16 protein-coding genes are annotated in these 16,450 nt (G+C 39.7%); 14 read left to right on the top strand and 2 right to left on the bottom strand.

All coding sequences use genetic code 11. The features are described 5' to 3' along the window. The first annotated feature begins 61 nt into the window (after positions 1–61). Positions 62–967: an HNH endonuclease gene (locus DCE79_RS01690; protein WP_108711404.1), complete on the top strand. Its 906-nt coding sequence runs from the start codon at positions 62–64 to the stop codon at positions 965–967. 47 nt (positions 968–1,014) lie between these two features. Here the strand turns inward: DCE79_RS01690 and DCE79_RS01695 are convergent, their stop codons facing one another. Further along, positions 1,015–3,885 carry a DEAD/DEAH box helicase gene (locus tag DCE79_RS01695; RefSeq protein WP_108711405.1) on the bottom strand — a complete coding sequence of 957 codons (2,871 nt, stop codon included), beginning with the start codon at positions 3,883–3,885 and terminating at the stop codon, positions 1,015–1,017. Between the two features lie 18 nt (positions 3,886–3,903). Further along, on the bottom strand, positions 3,904–4,296 hold the full coding sequence (mutT, locus tag DCE79_RS01700) for an 8-oxo-dGTP diphosphatase MutT (protein ID WP_108711406.1): 393 nt from the start codon (positions 4,294–4,296) through the stop codon (positions 3,904–3,906). Positions 4,297–4,709: 413 nt separating this feature from the next. Between mutT and DCE79_RS01705 the strand changes: the two genes are divergently transcribed. The 13 genes from DCE79_RS01705 (at position 4,710) to DCE79_RS01765 (ending at position 16,443) form a co-directional block, all read left to right on the top strand. After that, positions 4,710–5,684, top strand: coding sequence for an S-layer homology domain-containing protein (locus DCE79_RS01705; RefSeq protein ID WP_108711407.1), 975 nt, complete (start codon positions 4,710–4,712; stop codon positions 5,682–5,684). Positions 5,685–6,200: 516 nt separating this feature from the next. Beyond that, complete coding sequence (locus DCE79_RS01710) at positions 6,201–6,680, top strand: flavin reductase family protein (RefSeq protein ID WP_108714397.1); 480 nt, start codon at positions 6,201–6,203, stop codon at positions 6,678–6,680. Positions 6,681–6,701: 21 nt separating this feature from the next. Then, positions 6,702–8,180: a 4-hydroxyphenylacetate 3-hydroxylase family protein gene (locus tag DCE79_RS01715; RefSeq protein WP_108711408.1), complete on the top strand. Its 1,479-nt coding sequence runs from the start codon at positions 6,702–6,704 to the stop codon at positions 8,178–8,180. Between the two features lie 16 nt (positions 8,181–8,196). Then, positions 8,197–8,946, top strand: a complete 750-nt coding sequence (locus DCE79_RS01720) for an IclR family transcriptional regulator (RefSeq protein ID WP_108711409.1) — start codon at positions 8,197–8,199, stop codon at positions 8,944–8,946. An 88-nt stretch (positions 8,947–9,034) separates the two neighbouring features. Next, entirely contained in the window at positions 9,035–9,592 is a 558-nt protein-coding gene (locus DCE79_RS01725) for a 3-hydroxyanthranilate 3,4-dioxygenase (protein ID WP_108711410.1), read from the top strand. Then, positions 9,589–10,593 carry an amidohydrolase family protein gene (locus DCE79_RS01730; RefSeq protein WP_108711411.1) on the top strand — a complete coding sequence of 335 codons (1,005 nt, stop codon included), beginning with the start codon at positions 9,589–9,591 and terminating at the stop codon, positions 10,591–10,593. Before DCE79_RS01725 ends, DCE79_RS01730 begins: the two co-directional genes overlap by 4 nt. Before the next feature lie 2 nt (positions 10,594–10,595). Further along, positions 10,596–11,054 (top strand): RidA family protein, encoded by a 459-nt coding sequence (locus DCE79_RS01735; RefSeq protein WP_108714398.1) that lies wholly within the window; start codon positions 10,596–10,598, stop codon positions 11,052–11,054. A gap of 117 nt (positions 11,055–11,171) precedes the next feature. Continuing rightward, complete coding sequence (locus DCE79_RS01740; protein ID WP_108711412.1) at positions 11,172–12,632, top strand: aldehyde dehydrogenase; 1,461 nt, start codon at positions 11,172–11,174, stop codon at positions 12,630–12,632. Positions 12,633–12,648: 16 nt separating this feature from the next. Beyond that, entirely contained in the window at positions 12,649–13,428 is a 780-nt protein-coding gene (locus DCE79_RS01745) for a 2-keto-4-pentenoate hydratase (protein ID WP_108711413.1), read from the top strand. A 127-nt stretch (positions 13,429–13,555) separates the two neighbouring features. Further along, positions 13,556–14,449, top strand: a complete 894-nt coding sequence (locus DCE79_RS01750; protein ID WP_108711414.1) for an acetaldehyde dehydrogenase (acetylating) — start codon at positions 13,556–13,558, stop codon at positions 14,447–14,449. Beyond that, positions 14,446–15,459, top strand: a complete 1,014-nt coding sequence (gene dmpG / locus DCE79_RS01755) for a 4-hydroxy-2-oxovalerate aldolase (RefSeq protein WP_108711415.1) — start codon at positions 14,446–14,448, stop codon at positions 15,457–15,459. The genes DCE79_RS01750 and dmpG overlap by 4 nt, the downstream gene beginning before the upstream one ends. Further along, positions 15,456–16,229, top strand: a complete 774-nt coding sequence (locus DCE79_RS01760) for a 2-keto-4-pentenoate hydratase (RefSeq protein WP_234417307.1) — start codon at positions 15,456–15,458, stop codon at positions 16,227–16,229. The genes dmpG and DCE79_RS01760 overlap by 4 nt, the downstream gene beginning before the upstream one ends. Before the next feature lie 13 nt (positions 16,230–16,242). After that, on the top strand, positions 16,243–16,443 hold the full coding sequence (locus DCE79_RS01765; RefSeq protein ID WP_108711416.1) for a 4-oxalocrotonate tautomerase: 201 nt from the start codon (positions 16,243–16,245) through the stop codon (positions 16,441–16,443). The last annotated feature ends 7 nt before the right edge of the window (positions 16,444–16,450 follow it).

The following is a 16,450-nucleotide window of genomic DNA, read 5'->3' on the forward strand; positions in this document are numbered from 1 at the left end:
CTTATAACGAATGGATGAACAATGGTAAACTAAATAAAACGACTAATTAAAGGGTGTTCGTATGAATTTTTATATTGTAATGCAAGGCAAAACTTATGATGAGGCAAAAAATAAACAAGTAGTTTGGTGCTCAATTCTTGATAGCAGTGGACAAACACCGCATTCTTGGGAACGTATGAAGGAAGTCAAAAAGGGCGATGCGATTTTCCATTGTGTCAAAGGGGAAATTGTGGCGTTTAGTATCGCACAAGAAGATTGTCAACAAGGCATCGATCCATTAACGGGTTCAGGTCAAGTGGGTCATTTATTTAAATCGATTTATGAAGAACTTATATTCCCATTGAACATAAAAGTACATTTTGATGAGGTCCAGCCATTACTACCTACCAAGTACTCACCGTTCCAACAAAATGGTGATGGCAACCAAGGCTTTTTATATCCGTGCAACGAAATGTTAGCGATTAAGCTACTAGAACTGATTAGTGACGCCAATATTTACGAGGAAAACGAAGAGCAACTGGAATTCGCGATGGGGTTAATCGCGCAAAAAGAACGTAACACATTAGCCCCCGTACTTATTGAAACAGAAGCAAAAGCCAAGGTAAAAATCCGCAAAGGTCAACAAAAATTCCACAAGCAATTAGCGCCGTTATGGGATCATCACTGTGCATTATGCGGCATTGACCTACCTGAATTACTACGTGCCAGTCATTCAAAACCTTGGAAGGATTCAACGGATGAGGAACGACTAAATCCGTACAACGGCATTCTTTTATGCAGCAACCATGACGCAATGTATGACAAAGGCTATATCGCTTTTGATGGTACTGGGAAGATTCATATTTCACCTGAGATTGAAAAGATTGATTATGTGAAATATGGGATTCATGACAAGATGCGTGTTGCCAGGGTGGAAGAGAATAAGAGTTATTTTAAGTGGCATAAAAGGAATGTTTTTAAAGGATAATAGAAAAGAGTTAGTGTGTGGGCAAGTACCACAACACTAACTCTTTTTTATTCTTCCACTAGATAATGATAGATATCATATTGAACGGGCTGTTCTAATACCATTTCCATTGTGACAACGGGGTATGCTTTATCATTTTCGATTACCTGATCTGGTCGAGCTGAACTTGGAATAACTTGTCCTTTACCTAGATAGTAGAAGTCTTTTCCGACACCATTATCTTTCTTTACGAAAAGATAAACATTGGTGCCATTATCTACAGAATGAATAAGTGTTTTCATTTCTGGTGAATGGAGGTGACGATTTTTAGTTGAACACCATCTAAAAGATTCGGTAGAAAGAAATTCATCCATATAGTTTGTTTCAATATCGTCTTCGTTATTTTTGTGATAGTTTACGAAAATAGGGAAGTCTCCATGTTTAGGGCGACCACCATTCAGTGTGCCTTCCTCATTTTTCAGCCAATTTAATAAGCGGCATACTTCACGACGCGAATATTTTTGATAAAGGGTAAACATTTCGGCATTATTATATTCTTTGTTTTTTTCAAACGCGCAATGAAGCAAATCAACAAGGTATTGTTTAAAATTGCTATCTTGCAGAGACTGTTGAAGTTCCTCATTGAATAGATAAGTATCGTTAACTTTAACGATAAAAGGCTTTAAACCGAATTTTTTACGATCATTTTCCACAAAAAAATCTAAAGAAAATACATTCTCAATAGATGCCATTGTATTTTCATCATAATAAATAGATTTAGCTTTTAATTGCTCAATGAACGCTTGCTTTGTAATGGATTCTTGCTGAGTAAGTAATTCCAACAAAAGAATTTCATGAATACGTTTGCCAGGCAATAGATCCTTGCCGATCATCATCAACACAGCTTTTTCATAATTAGTAATTGAAGGAATAGGCTCTTTTATCTTTACTAGAAAATCATAGTAAGTATTTGCATAGTTAATAATGACTTCTGGATCTAATGAGTCATGTTTCATGAAATCAAATAAAGTGGGCTGCGTACCAATTCTGTTTTTTAATGCATGATAGCTATCTTCTAAAATTTTCTTTGTTGATAATTGAACTTTTGTAATCGCATCAAAAATTTGCTTCTTCGCAATTTCTTCAAAATTAATCGTCGAAACACCTTGAATGTAATCAGTATTTACTGTACGTCGTCGGACATTATCTTTGTTCATTGATTTATCACCAGAAAGGGCAATCGGAATTAAATAGTTGTTTTTATAGTTCCCAATAAAATCAATAATCGTCACGAATTCTTTCACATCATGTTTACGTAATCCACGACCAAGTTGTTGGATGAAAATAATGCTCGACTGAGTTTGACGAAGCATAACAATTTGATTTAAGAAGGGAATGTCGATTCCCTCGTTGAAAATATCCACAGTTAAAATGTATTCTAATTCACCATTTTCTAATTTGGCAATTGCTTCTTCTCGTTCTTCCTGTGAGTTGTCCCCTGTAAGTGCAATGGTTTTGTAACCACGCATATTTAGTAAATTTGAAAGGGAACGCGCTTCCTCTTTCGTACTACAGAACATTAAACCACGCACGCGATCACCAGAAAATCCATAATAAGAAACTTTATCGATAATATGGTCAATTCGTTCTTTGTGAATTAGTTTTTGTAAATCGGCCGTTTCATCAATTAATTCACCATCCAGCTCATAGTCCGTCACACCGAAATAGTGGAAGGGGCAAAGCATATCTTCTTCTAATGCCGCTTGAAGGCGAATTTCATAGGCAACATTGTAATCAAACAGCTCAAAAATATTAAAATTGTCTGTACGTTCTGGTGTTGCTGTCATTCCTAATAAAAATTGAGGCTCAAAATAATCCATAATTTTTAAATAAGATTCTGCTCCGGCACGGTGTACTTCATCAATTAAAATGTAATCGAAATGATCTTTAGCAAATTGTTGTAAAAAACGGTCATTTGACATTGTTTGAACTGTGGCAAATATATAACGGGCGTCCAGTTCTTTAGAATTTCCCGATAAAATGCCGTAATCATCTGGGTCACCTAATAATATATTTTTGAAATCTTGCATCGCTTTCTTTAAAATTTGTTCCCGGTGTACAATAAATAGCATTCTTTTAGGTGCGAAATTTCGAACATCAAATGCAGATAAGTATGTTTTTCCAGTACCGGTTGCAGAAATAATAAGCCCGCGCTTTGCATCACTATCACGGAGCAGCTTTAATTGCTCGAGAGCATCAGTTTGCATTTTATTTGGTTGGATTTTTAAGCTTTCTTGTAATGGATTTGTCATATAAAGAGGTGGAGAAGCGACTTTATTTCTCGCAAATTCAGGCTTCTCGTAGATGGCATTATATTTTCCAACCCATTCTGCTGTTAAAGGAGTTGCTTTTTCCCACTCGTATTCAAATTGATTTTTAAAATGATTAATGACTTCCCCATTTTCAAGAGAAGTTAAGTATACATTCCATTCAAAATTCGCCTTTAATGCGCTATCTGTTAAATTTGAACTTCCCACAATAAGCGAGTAATGCTGTTCATGCTCAAAAATATAGCCTTTTGAATGAAAGCCTTTAACATCTGTCACACGGACGTCTACATTTGTTAATTTCAATAATTCTTTAAACATTTTTGGTTGATTGAAGCTTAAAAATGTCGAAGTTAAAATGCGACCACGAATGCCTTTTCTCTCAAGGTCATAAAGCATTGTTTTAATCGTTGCAAGTCCACCTTCTGTGATAAAGGCGACAGAGAAGGTGAAGGTTTTACATGTTTTCATTTCTTGTAAAAGTGTTGTGAGGACATTTTCATGTGCCCTGTTTGATAATAATCTCGGTTTAAACTGAGAAGAAACGGCTTTGTTCTGGTCGATGAATCCTTTATGTAATGAATCTTCGAACTTACGTATAAGTTGCTCCATTAAATCTCCACCTTACGATTATGATTGTGAAATTTTTTCCACAGCAGGAATGTCCGCTGGTGCAAAGTCTAATGTTTTAAGTGCTTTGCGAGTTACCCATTTTGTGTCTGCGTGTTCTAATGCAGTGGGTTCACCATTGATGATTTTGGCCATATATGTTTCAAGACGAACGATAAACGTACCGTAATCATAGGTTGTATCTTCTACTTTTTCACCAACAGAAATTTCACAAGCAAATTCTTCGGAAATTTCTCGTATTAATGCTTGTTGAGGTGTTTCGTCTTTTTCAATTTTCCCACCTGGAAATTCCCAATAGTTTGGCAACGACATTTTGGGACTACGTTGTGCACAGTAGATTTCATTTTGTTCGTTTTCAATAATCGCTCCAACAACGTGTACTTGTTTTTTCAAAGGTATCAGTCCAATCTTGTATTCCTCTCTTTATTATATAAAACGAAGTAGGTAAACGGTTATATTAATTTAAAGGATTTATTTAACATTAATGAAATTTATATATATATTATCGAAAGGATGGCATTCAGTTTTTGAAAATGCCTAAAGGTAACCAGCAATACAATAAGCGGCGAATCTTCAATAAGTAAATTCACTTTTAATTCCTCCACAAAATTTAAACTGCATATAGGGAATTAAACGTTAAAAAGGGATGTTCCATGACAATAATTTTCTGATGGAAATACAAGCATCCATTTCATAGGGAAAGCACCCAAATAAAAATAGAACATTTCATCATTTTTAACATCATTTCAACCTCTTATCGATAAACTACTATAAAGAGATAATAAATCATAGAAAGGGAGAAAACCATGAAGCTATCATTTTATCAAAAAGTATTTATAATGCTCGTTTGTCTAGTTGGTTTACAGATGACATTAGGCAGTAATTATGAAGCGTCTCATTCAACACCGATTGTGCCGAAATATGTGGCCATTTCGTTTGAAACCAATGGGGGGACAAGTATTGATGAATTGAGCGTACCTTACAATGACAAAGTGTATGATCTGCCAGTGCCACTAAAAGAGGGCTATCATTTTGAGGGTTGGTATGAAGATCGATACTTTTTATCACGCTGGGAAGATGGTTCGATTGCTAGAATAAACCTCACACTTTTTGCAAAATGGACAGCGTTACAACCAACACCTAACCCAAATCCAATGCCGACACCACAACCAATACCAAATCCAGGTCCGAAGCCAATACCACCAACACCAACACCAACACCTAATCCAATTCCAGAGCCAAAGCCAGTACCACCAGAAATTCCTACAATTCAATTTAGCGATACCCAAAACCACTGGGCTCAAGACATCATCGGGAAAATTGCAGCACAAGGCATTATCGATGGTTATCCAGACGGTAAATTTGGTCCGAATGATCCTGTACGACGTGAACACATCGCAGTCATGATTCAGCGTGCAATGAAACTAGTTCCAACTAAAGAAATAAATGCGTTTAATGATGTCCCAAAAAGCCATCCAAATTACGAAGCCATCATGGCACTTGCCAAAGCAGGGATTATTGAAGGCTATGCGGGTAAATTCAAACCAAATGCCCCAATGACAAGAGCGGAACTCGCAAAAGTGCTAGTCCTCGCATTTGATTTAACAGCAGGAGGAATTAGCACATTCGCCGATGTTTCAAGAAATCATTGGAGTGCATCTTATATCTCAGCACTTGCGGATGCAGGAATAGCGTTTGGTAATAATGGGTTATTCTTACCAAACGAACCCGTAACCCGAGCACAATTTGTCGTGTTCTTGTATCGTGCGTTGAATATATAAAAGACAAACGTGATAGGGAGGTTCAATGTGACTTTCCTACCGCGTTTATTAAATTATTTATCCTTCAAAACCTTCGAATGCATCATAAATGCAAACCCCTCCAGCCCAAACCTAGCCAGTGCAAACAGCTTCACCGACACACAATTACTTTATGATAAGAAATTATCGAAACAATTTTAGCATAGATTATTAATACAGGGTATGAGGACAACACATTCCGCCTGAATAAAGGGCATTGCGGTAATGACAGCGTGCACTTGATTTACAACATATAACACGTCTTATAGCAAGAGTTGATGTGTAATTTATAGACGAAACAGAGTATTTTAAAATGGTTAAAAACTCGTAGTGGGAGGGGAATGTTAGATTTATATTAATAGAAAATATTAATTAAAGAAGAGAAAATGTAAAGATAACAAAAATTTCAGAATATTTCATATTGTGAAATTTAACTGTATATGCGTTATATCCTCCTTTGATATTATCAAATCAATAAGATCAAGGGAGGTTTTTAAAATAGACGGTAAGTTATTAAGAAGGGCTTTTGGAAAATTTCCGACAGGTGTAACAGTTGTGACTTGGTTCGATGAAGATGCCATTAATGGAATTACAGTTAACTCATTTACATCGGTGTCGTTAGAGCCACCACTTGCGCTTGTGTCGATTGATAAACAAGCAAATTCATATAAGCAGTTACAAAACAAACCTTTCACGATTAATGTGTTAGCGGATGACCAAGAGGCGATTGCATGGCAGTTTGCGGGGCGCCCTCAAGAAGGGTTGGACATTACTTGGAATACCAAGGGCGATTCTCCAAGTATTGGTGGTACATCAGGCTATTTTAAATGCAAGCAGTGGCAGCAATATGATGCAGGGGATCATGTGCTGTTTGTAGGAGAAATTACAGAATTTGATTGCAAAAGCGGAAATTCATTAACATTCTTTGAGGGCAAGATGGGGTCAACGGAGACGTATAAGAGCCAAGAAGTGCAATAAGTTTAAAGGAGAGTGTACAAGTTGGGGATTCGTACTGGAGCACAATATATTGAAGCATTGAAGTCTCGTAAGCCGGAAGTTTGGTTGAACGGGAAAATCGTAGAAAACATTTTGGATGAGCCATATTTTAAACAACCTGCATTAGAAATTGCGAAATTGTATGATATGCAGCATGATCCAGCGTATCAAGAAGATTTGACAGTTGTATGTGAAGAAACGGGCGAGCGTATGGCGACATCGTTTTTAATGCCGCACAACTACGAAGATATTATGAAGCGTAGTAAGGCCTTTGAAGTTGTTGCACGGCAAACATTCGGATTAATGGGTCGTACACCAGATTTTTTAAATACAGTTGTTACATCGTTAGCACAAAATTCTTGGTTTTTACGCAAATACAATGAAAACTGGGCAACGAATATTGAAAACTACTATGAGCATTTACGTGATAATGATATTTTCCTAACGCATGCGATTGTGAATCCGCAAAATGACCGTAGTAAAAATTCGCATGAGCAGGCAGATCAGTTTACGCATCTTGGAGTTGTAGAGGAGCGTGCTGAGGGGATTATTGTACGCGGGGCAAAAATGTTAGCAACATTAGCAGCCTTAACGGATGAAGTAATTATTTATTCATTTCCAGGTTTTGCACCAGGCGATGAGCGTTATGCGCTAGCGTTTGCTGTACCGGTTGATGTCAAAGGTTTGAAAATTATTTGTCGCGAGCCAGTACAAGATGGGACACGTTCGACATTCGACCATCCACTTGCATCACGCTATGAGGAAATGGATGCGCTACTTGTTTTTGAGGATGTACTTGTTCCTTGGGATAAAGTATTCCTTTACAACAACGTAGAGGCGGCAAATTTACTATATCCTATGACAGGTATTGCAGAGCAACCGGCCCATCAATCAGGTGTGCGCGGCTATATTAAATTGAAGTTTGCAGTAGAAGTTGCTTGTAAAGTAGCAGATTCAATCGGGGCAGACCAATATTTGCATGTGCAACGCGATTTAGGTGAATTAATTCAAAATACAGAGGTTATTCGTTCGCTACTGCGCACAGCTGAATGTGAATATACGATTACAGAGCATGGTGAGGCACGTTTGAATCCAGTCGTTTTGGAAACAATTCGCGGCATGATGCCAGATATGTATCCGCGCACAATTGAAGTTATGCAGGCGATTGGTGCAGGTGGCTTACTTATGATGCCAACCGAAGCAGATTTCTTAAATGAGGAATTGCGACCAACGATTGATCGTCATTATGGTGGTCGTGCAGGTATCGATGCAGAGGCACGAATGAAAATCTTCAAGCTAGCTTGGGATTTATGTGGTGAGGCGTTCGGTATGCGTGCGTTACAGTATGAACGCTATTACACGGGTGATCCAGTTCGTAAGCGCGCAATTTTCTACAACAAGTACAAAAAAGATAATGCACCTGAGCTAGCCGATGCAATTTTATCGAAAGAAGATACGGTAAAACAGCCACAAACAAACTAATCAGGAGGTAATGGGGATGATCGCTTCTGTAAGTAAAATGGCACAAATTATTGATTTGTTTTTTGAAAGTGAGTCAGCTTTGTCCAACAAAAAAATTGCAGAAATGCTAGATCTTCCTGTTAGCTCTGTACATCATTTTTTAAAGACGATGTGCGAGGAAAATATTTTAATGCAGGATAAAGACCGTAAATATCGTCTTGGTTGGCGCATTTTAGAGTGGAGCAACAAAGTAATGTACCAGCAGGACATGAATGAAAAGGTAGCACCTATTGCAGCAAGTCTAGTCAATAGTTTTAAGGGGAGTGTGCACGTTGGGATGTTTAATAACGGCGAAGTGCGCTTCATTTTTAAAACTGTTTCGTCACATACGGATGTATTGCCAACATATATCGGCGTAACGCGCTTCCCGGCTCATGCGACAAGCATCGGCAAAGTATTGCTTGCTTATAATCCTTCTTTTGTAAAGGCAGTTGAGCAATACGGGATGAAAAAGTTTACGGAAAATACGATCACAGATATTGGCGTTTTGAAGAAGGAACTACAGGTGATTCATAAACAAGGATTTGCTATAAGTAACGGTGAAAATGAAACGGGTACATTTGGAATCGCCGCCCCAATTAAAAGCTATAGTGGGCAGGTTATTGCGGCAGTCAACTTCGTATGTGATGTGGATTACATTCAGGGACATAATTATCAGCTTATTTTAAATGCGGTTATCCGCTCTGCGCAGGTTATATCGCGCGAGATTGGCTATATAACAATTTAAAAACTGCTTTTGTGAGCTGCTTACTCTTTATCTTTATAAAGTTAAGTAAGAAAGAGCGAATAAAACAGAAAAAATAGGAGGTTTTACCATGAATAATTCTACAGAAGTAAGCAAAATGCAGGCACGTGCTCAAAACATTTGGAAAATTATTGAGGAAAATAAAGATTTATTAAAACCACCAGTAAATAATACTGTGCTATGGAATGATTCACAGTTTTTAGTAATGCTAGTTGGCGGTCCAAACGCGCGTCGTGAATTCCACGTGAGCCCTTCAGATGAAATTTTCTACCAAGTAAAAGGCTCTTGCTATGTTGAAATTATTAACGATGAAAAGAAACGGGAAGTAATCGAAGTAAAAGAAGGCGAAATGTTTGTATTACCAGGCAAAGTACCGCATTCTCCGCACCGCGTAACTGAAACATACGGCATCGTAATTGAATATAAACGTCAAGAAGGCGAATTAGAAGACTTAGTTTGGTTATGTGAAAAATGTGATCACGAAGTACACCGCGTAACATTACAAGTAACAAACATTGGGCAACAAATTGCAGAGGGTATTGCGAATTTCAACCAATCAGAAGAGTTACGTACGTGCGATAAATGCCGTCACGTAATGTCTGAAAAAGTTGAGGAATGGCAAGTATGAGAATCGATTTCCACACGCACATTTACCCGCTAAATTTACCGAACTTTGCGGAGAAATATGGCAATGATAAATGGCCAGTAATGGAACAAAAATGTTCGTGTGGCGCGGACATTATGGTCAGTGGCAATCTATTTCGCGAAGTAACCGACCAGGCGTGGAATCCGAAAAAGCGCATTGAAGATATGGCAAGAGAAGGTGTCGATATGCAAGTGATATCGCCTGTTCCTGTAACATTTTCGTACTGGGCACCGGTTGAGCAAGCGCTCGAAATGGCACAGTTTCAAAATGATTTCATTGCGGACACAGTAAATGAGTATCCAGCGCATTTTGTTGGGTTAGGTACAGTGCCCATGCAAGATGCAGAGGTAGCAATTGCAGAAATGCGTCGTTGCAAGGAGCTTGGCTTAGCGGGTATTGAAATTGGTACAAATGTCAATGGCGAAAACTTAGATGCAGACTATTTGTTACCATTCTTCCAAGCGGCGGAGGAGCTAGAAATGCCGCTTTTTATCCACCCGTGGGAAACGATGGCGAAAGAACGCACACCACGCCATAATTTTATGTATACAGTTGGGATGCCAAGTGAGACAGCTCTTGCTGCTGCAAGCTTAATTTGGAGTGGTGTGATGGAAAAATATCCGAACCTTAAAGTATGCTTTGCGCATGGCGGCGGGTCATTTGCCTATATTTTACCGCGCTTAGATCAAGGGTGGGAAGTATGGCCACATTTACGTTTGACAGAGCACCCACCAAGCTATTATGCGAAAAAGTTTTACTTCGATTCACTCGTATATGACAAAGATAATTTTGCCTTTTTATTACAGCGCTTTGGTCATGACAAAATCATTATGGGCTCAGATTATCCGTTCTTACTACGTGAAATTAATCCCGGTAAAGTCATAGATGAATCGCTACAGCTTTCAGACGAAGTGAAGAAGGCTGTGCTCGGTGAAAATGCACGTCAGTTTTTAAATTTAGCAAAGAGTGGTGTAAGTAAATAATGATGAATGGTACACAAACACCAGAATCGCAATTGGAGAAGCTTGGCATTACGCTTGGTACGCCACGCTTGGCAGTTGGAAATTATGTAAGCTGTGTACGCACAGGAAATTTAATTTTCACATCGGGCCAGGGGGTTGATCAATATCACGGTAAGCTTGGTGCGGATTTAACAGTTGAGGATGGCTATGCTGCATCACGTCAATCAATGATTAACTTACTAACAGTGTTAAAGCACGAGCTAGGTGATTTGTCGAAGGTGAAGCGCATTGTGAAAATTTTAGGAATGGTCAATTCTGCTCCGGATTTCACACAACACCCAAAGGTTATGAATGGTGCATCAGATTTACTTGTCGAAGTGTTTGGTGAAAAAGGAAAGCATGCACGTTCAGCAGTAGGAATGGCACAGTTGCCAAATAATACAGCAATCGAAATTGAAATGATTGTTGAAGTAGAAGAATAACTAACAGCGCGTAAGGCAGCTTTAAGGAAGTCACAGTTAAATCTTCTTTGAGGCTGCTTTATTTTTTATACATCGATGTAAAGCGAGGTGAATCCTGCACAAAGGTGTAGGAATGATATGCGACAAGTACAGGTAAAAGGAATTGATTGCCGCAATTTCATTAACGGTCAATATGTAGAGGCGGCTGAAGATCAAAAGTTTTTGAATATTAATCCAGCAACTGAAGAAGTAATTGGCTGGGTAGCAGAGGCCACACAAGATGAGGTTGATTTCGCGGTGAAAGCGGCAAAGGCAGCATTAAAAGGTGAATGGTCTGCGTATACAGTGAAGCAACGCTCGCAAATTCTCCGCAAAATCGGCGATCTTATTTTAGAAAATGTCGAGGAATTTGCGATGCTAGAAGCGCTTGATACAGGCAAGCCTTACGTATTAGCGATGGAGATGGATATTAAACGCGCGGCACATAACTTCCACTTTTTTGCGGATTATGTTACCTCGTTAGGAAATGAGGCTTATAACCAGGACAATATCGCGCTGCATTATACAGTAACACGTCCAGTAGGTGTTGTGGCAATGATCAATCCATGGAACTTACCACTTTTATTGTTAACGTGGAAACTTGCGCCATGTTTAGCTGCAGGCAGTACAGCTGTTATGAAACCGGCAGAGTTAACACCGATGACGGCAACGAAGCTAGCAGAAATTTGTAGGGAAGCGGGCGTACCAGATGGTGTTGTCAATGTTGTCCATGGTTTCGGAAGAGATTCGGCAGGGGCATTTTTATCTGAGCATCCACTTGTAGATGCGATTACATTCACTGGTGAAACGCGTACAGGAACAACAATTATGAAAGCAGCTGCACCAACGTTAAAGAAAGTGTCATTTGAGCTAGGTGGTAAAAACCCTGCCATTATTTTTGCGGATTCGGATATCGAAGAAGTAGTGGAAACGACGCTGCACTCAAGCTTCCGTAATCAAGGGCAGGTGTGCTTATGTGCGTCACGCATTTACGTTGAGCGTTCTATCATGGCTACTTTTTTAGAGAGGTTTGTAGCGCGCACAGAAGAACTTGTTGTCGGTGATCCATTCGATGCCAGTACGAATATCGGGTCCGTTGTAGGGAAAGAACATTACGAAAAAGTCATGCACTATATTGATATTGCAAAACAAGAAGGCGGTACGATTTTAACAGGTGGTAAACGTCCAGCACATATGGAAAAAGGCTACTTTATCGAGCCGACGATCATTGTTGGTTTAGATGAAAATTCACGCTGTGTAAAGGAAGAAATTTTTGGTCCAGTCGTTACAATATTGCCCTTTGATTCAGAAGAAGAAGTGATTGGTTATGCGAATGATACAACGTATGGCTTAGGGGCAACTATTTGGACGAATGATTTACGTCGTGCGCATCGTGTAGCAGGGCAAATTGAATCAGGCATCGTATGGGTGAATACATGGTATTTACGCGATTTACGTACACCATTTGGTGGCATGAAGCAAAGTGGAATCGGGCGTGAAGGCGGAGCACATAGCTTTGAGTTTTATTGTGAGCAATCGAACGTAACAATCAAATTATAAAAGTAGGTGACGCACGATGAGTGTAAATTTAATTGAATGGTCAAGTAAAATTTCACAAGCAGAAAAAACGTGTCAAGGTATCGCCCCGTTAACAGAGCAAATCGACAGCTTAAGCCTGAAGGATGCCTATTCGATTCAGCTTGAACAAGTACATCGTAAAGTAAATGCAGGCGACCAGATTACGGGTAAGAAAATTGGCTTAACATCACTTGCAATGCAACAACTTCTAAAAGTAGATGAGCCAGATTATGGTCATTTGCTGGCATCGATGGCTATTACAGACAATGTACTTGACTGCAGTGAGTGCATTAAGCCACGTGTAGAGGCAGAAATTGCGTTCGTCATGAAAGAAGAATTAATCGGTCCGAATATCACGTTAGAGCAAGTAGTTGCAGCAACCGATTATGTCGTTGCGAGTCTTGAAGTCGTCGATAGCCGTATTAAAGATTGGAAGATTAAGCTACTAGATACGATTGCGGACAATGCATCGTCAGCCAAATATGTGTTGGGTGTCATAAAGAAGCCACTCGATATGATTGATTTACCCGGAGTGAAAATGGACTTTTATAAGAATGGTGAGCTTATGAATAGCGGCAAAGGAACAGATGTATTAGGTAACCCAGCAGCTTGTGTTGTATGGCTCGTAAACCGTTTGGCTGATTTTAATATTGGGGTGAAAAAGGGCGAAGTGATTTTATCAGGCGCCCTATCTGCTGCACTTGATGCAAGCCCAATGGACGAATTTGTAGCGGACTTTGGAGATACGCTCGGAAAAATTCAATTAAGCTGTCGCTAATAGCGGTACATCAATCCAGTTTTTATAGCAGTATATTACTACTACACAACATGCCAAGTGAACCCACTTCGTAAGAAAATAAAAGTGGCATGAGTTATTGATATATCAATATTTATAGGGGTGTTCTATGGAAAAGGTGAAGGTAGGAATTATTGGTTCGGGCAACATTGGTACCGATCTTATGAAAAAAGTAATGCGCTCTGATTCTTTAGAAATGTCAGTGTTAATCGGCATTGATCCAGCATCTGACGGATTAAAACGTGCGCAAGAGGCTGGTATACGCACCATTTCAAATGGAATCGAAGGATTTTTACAGCAGCCAGAGCTAGCAGATATTTTATTTGATGCTACATCAGCAAAAGTACATCAAGCACATCTTGATGCATTGGTGCCACTAGGCAAGCGTGTCATTGATTTAACACCTGCAGCAATCGGACCCTTTGTTGTTCCAGCAGTTAATTTGCAAAAGCATATCCAGCAAGCTGTTGTGAACATGATTACATGCGGTGGACAAGCAACTATTCCGATTGTGTATGCGATTCAGCGTGTACAAAGTGTAGCCTATGCAGAAATTGTTGCAACTATTGCTTCAAAGAGCGCTGGTCCTGGGACGCGAGCTAACATTGATGAGTTTACGGAAACAACAGCGCGTGCTATCGAGCAAGTAGGCGGTGCAAAGCAAGGAAAGGCAATTATTATCTTAAATCCAGCAGAGCCACCAATGCTTATGCGTGATACTGTGTCTTGTTTATTAGAAGAAGAAGTGAAAAATCCTATGCAAATTAAGCAATCAATTGAGGAAATGGTGCAGGTAGTCAATTCCTATGTGCCAGGATACCGATTAAAAATCGAGCCATTAATCGATGGACGCGAAGTAAAAGTATTTTTAGAAGTAGAAGGGCTTGGAGATTATTTACCAATTTACGCCGGTAACTTAGACATTATGACGGCTGCAGGCTTGAAAGTGGCTGAAATGATTGTACAGCAGCAGCTCCAGCAAAAAGGGGTGCAAATTTCATGAAAAAGTTGTTGATAACAGAAGTAGCGTTACGTGATGGAAGCCATGTTGTAGGGCATCAATTCACAAAAGAGCAAGTACGCACTGTAACAAAACAACTAAGCGCTGCCGGTGTTCCTTATATTGAAGTGACGCACGGCGATGGTTTAGGTGGCTCCTCTTTACAGTACGGCTTTTCAAAGGAATATGACATCGAGCTTGTGAAGGTAGCAGTGGAAGAAGCGGGCAATTCAATAATTTCTGTTTTGCTGTTACCTGGTATCGGTACAATCAAGGATTTAGAAAAGGCATACGATGCGGGTGCTCGCATGGTACGAGTAGCAACACATGTAACAGAGGCGGATGTTTCAAAGCAGCATATTGAAACAGCAAAAGAGATGGGGATGGAGGCTGTTGGCTTTTTAATGATGGCGCACAGTGCCCCACCAGAAGTTGTTTTGGAGCAGGCAAAGCTCATGGAATCGTACGGGGCAAAAGTTGTTTATGTTACGGACTCTGCAGGTGCAATGCTGCCGAATGATGTAACAGCACGTATTAGTTTGCTAAAGGCGCATTTGTCTGTAGATATCGGCTTTCATGCGCACAATAACCTTTCATTAGCGGTGGCCAATACCCTCGCAGCAATTGAGGCAGGCGCAACCTATATTGATGGGAGCGTGTGCTGTTTAGGTGCAGGTGCAGGAAATACGCAAACAGAAGTGTTAGTTGGTGTATTAGACCGCTTGGGTTATGAAACGGGCATCGATCTTTACAAAATGCTCGACTTAGCAGATGATGTGCGCGCCAATATTTTACCAGCTCCACAAGATATCACGAGCGGTAGTTTCATTATGGGCTATGCCGGCGTCTATTCAAGCTTCTTGCGTCATGCAGTCGTAGCAGCCGAAAAATTTGATGTAGATGCACGCGATATTTTAGTCGAGCTTGGTAAGCGTGAAGTCGTCGGTGGACAAGAAGATATGATTATTGAAGTAGCACAACAAATGGCGGGAAAAAGGGTGAGTGTATTGTGAGTACAATTTATGAATACGTAGAGCGCGTTGCAACTGCACAATCGAAAAAAACAGTAATTGAAAAAATTACGAATAGTAACCCAGCTTTGACGCTAGAGGAAGCTTACGAAATTCAACGTCTTAGCATCGAAAAATCAATTTCAGCAAGCAATGCATTTATAGGATGGAAGATGGGGTTAACGAGTAGAGCGAAGCAACTTCAAGTTGGTGTTGACTCAACGATTTACGGGCGTTTAACGAACAATATGTTGATGAATTGCAATGAAATTATAGCGGCAGATCACATTCATCCGCGCATCGAACCAGAAGTTGCTTTTACATTCCAAAAGCCGATTGCTGGTGAAAATTTAACGCCATATGAAGTTTGGTCAGCGGTTGAATATGTTTATTTGGCACTAGAAGTAATTGATAGTCGCTACGAAAACTTTGCATTTTCTTTAATGGATGTTATTGCGGATAATGCTTCTTCTACAAAATTTTTAATGGGAAGCCAGCCATATGCACCGACAACGACGGATTGGGCGCAAATTAAAGTGGATTTGTATCACAATGGGGAGTTGAAATGTGAAGGGGTTGGTGCAGCAATTTTAGATCACCCGATTAATTCAGTTATTGAGCTACTGAATATGTTGAGCAAAGAAGGGCGCGGTATTCAGCCAGGCGAACTTGTATTAGCGGGCGCAATGACTGACGCAGTAGCTGTGAAGTCAGGGGATACAGTGATAGCAGATTATGGTGCATTAGGCAGTTTAATGATTAATGTGAAGTAGCGGTGATCACCATATGCCAATTGTACAAATCCAATTATTAGAAGGTCGCAGTGCGGAACAAAAACGACGTATTATTTATGAAATGACGGAGACGCTTGCACAAGTTGCTGACGTTCCGAAAGAAAGCATTCGCATCATTATTCAAGAAATCCCATTAGATCATTGGGGTATTGCGGGTGAGACAATGACCGAGTTTCGAAAAAACAAAGGGTAAAGGGGAG

The organism is Lysinibacillus sp. 2017, assembly GCF_003073375.1.
Classification (GTDB): domain Bacteria; phylum Bacillota; class Bacilli; order Bacillales_A; family Planococcaceae; genus Solibacillus.

Bases quoted from the DNA above. Each gene is read 5' to 3' on its own strand.
- DCE79_RS01735 (WP_108714398.1), top strand. From the start codon at position 10,596: ATGAATGGTACACAAACACCAGAATCGCAATTGGAGAAGCTTGGCATT.
- DCE79_RS01750 (WP_108711414.1), top strand. From the start codon at position 13,556: ATGGAAAAGGTGAAGGTAGGAATTATTGGTTCGGGCAACATTGGTACC.
- DCE79_RS01705 (WP_108711407.1), top strand. From the start codon at position 4,710: ATGAAGCTATCATTTTATCAAAAAGTATTTATAATGCTCGTTTGTCTA.
- DCE79_RS01740 (WP_108711412.1), top strand. From the start codon at position 11,172: ATGCGACAAGTACAGGTAAAAGGAATTGATTGCCGCAATTTCATTAAC.
- DCE79_RS01745 (WP_108711413.1), top strand. From the start codon at position 12,649: ATGAGTGTAAATTTAATTGAATGGTCAAGTAAAATTTCACAAGCAGAA.
- DCE79_RS01690 (WP_108711404.1), top strand. From the start codon at position 62: ATGAATTTTTATATTGTAATGCAAGGCAAAACTTATGATGAGGCAAAA.
- DCE79_RS01765 (WP_108711416.1), top strand. From the start codon at position 16,243: ATGCCAATTGTACAAATCCAATTATTAGAAGGTCGCAGTGCGGAACAA.
- dmpG (WP_108711415.1), top strand. From the start codon at position 14,446: ATGAAAAAGTTGTTGATAACAGAAGTAGCGTTACGTGATGGAAGCCAT.
- DCE79_RS01725 (WP_108711410.1), top strand. From the start codon at position 9,035: ATGAATAATTCTACAGAAGTAAGCAAAATGCAGGCACGTGCTCAAAAC.
- DCE79_RS01730 (WP_108711411.1), top strand. From the start codon at position 9,589: ATGAGAATCGATTTCCACACGCACATTTACCCGCTAAATTTACCGAAC.
- DCE79_RS01695 (WP_108711405.1), bottom strand. From the start codon at position 3,885: ATGGAGCAACTTATACGTAAGTTCGAAGATTCATTACATAAAGGATTC.
- DCE79_RS01720 (WP_108711409.1), top strand. From the start codon at position 8,197: ATGATCGCTTCTGTAAGTAAAATGGCACAAATTATTGATTTGTTTTTT.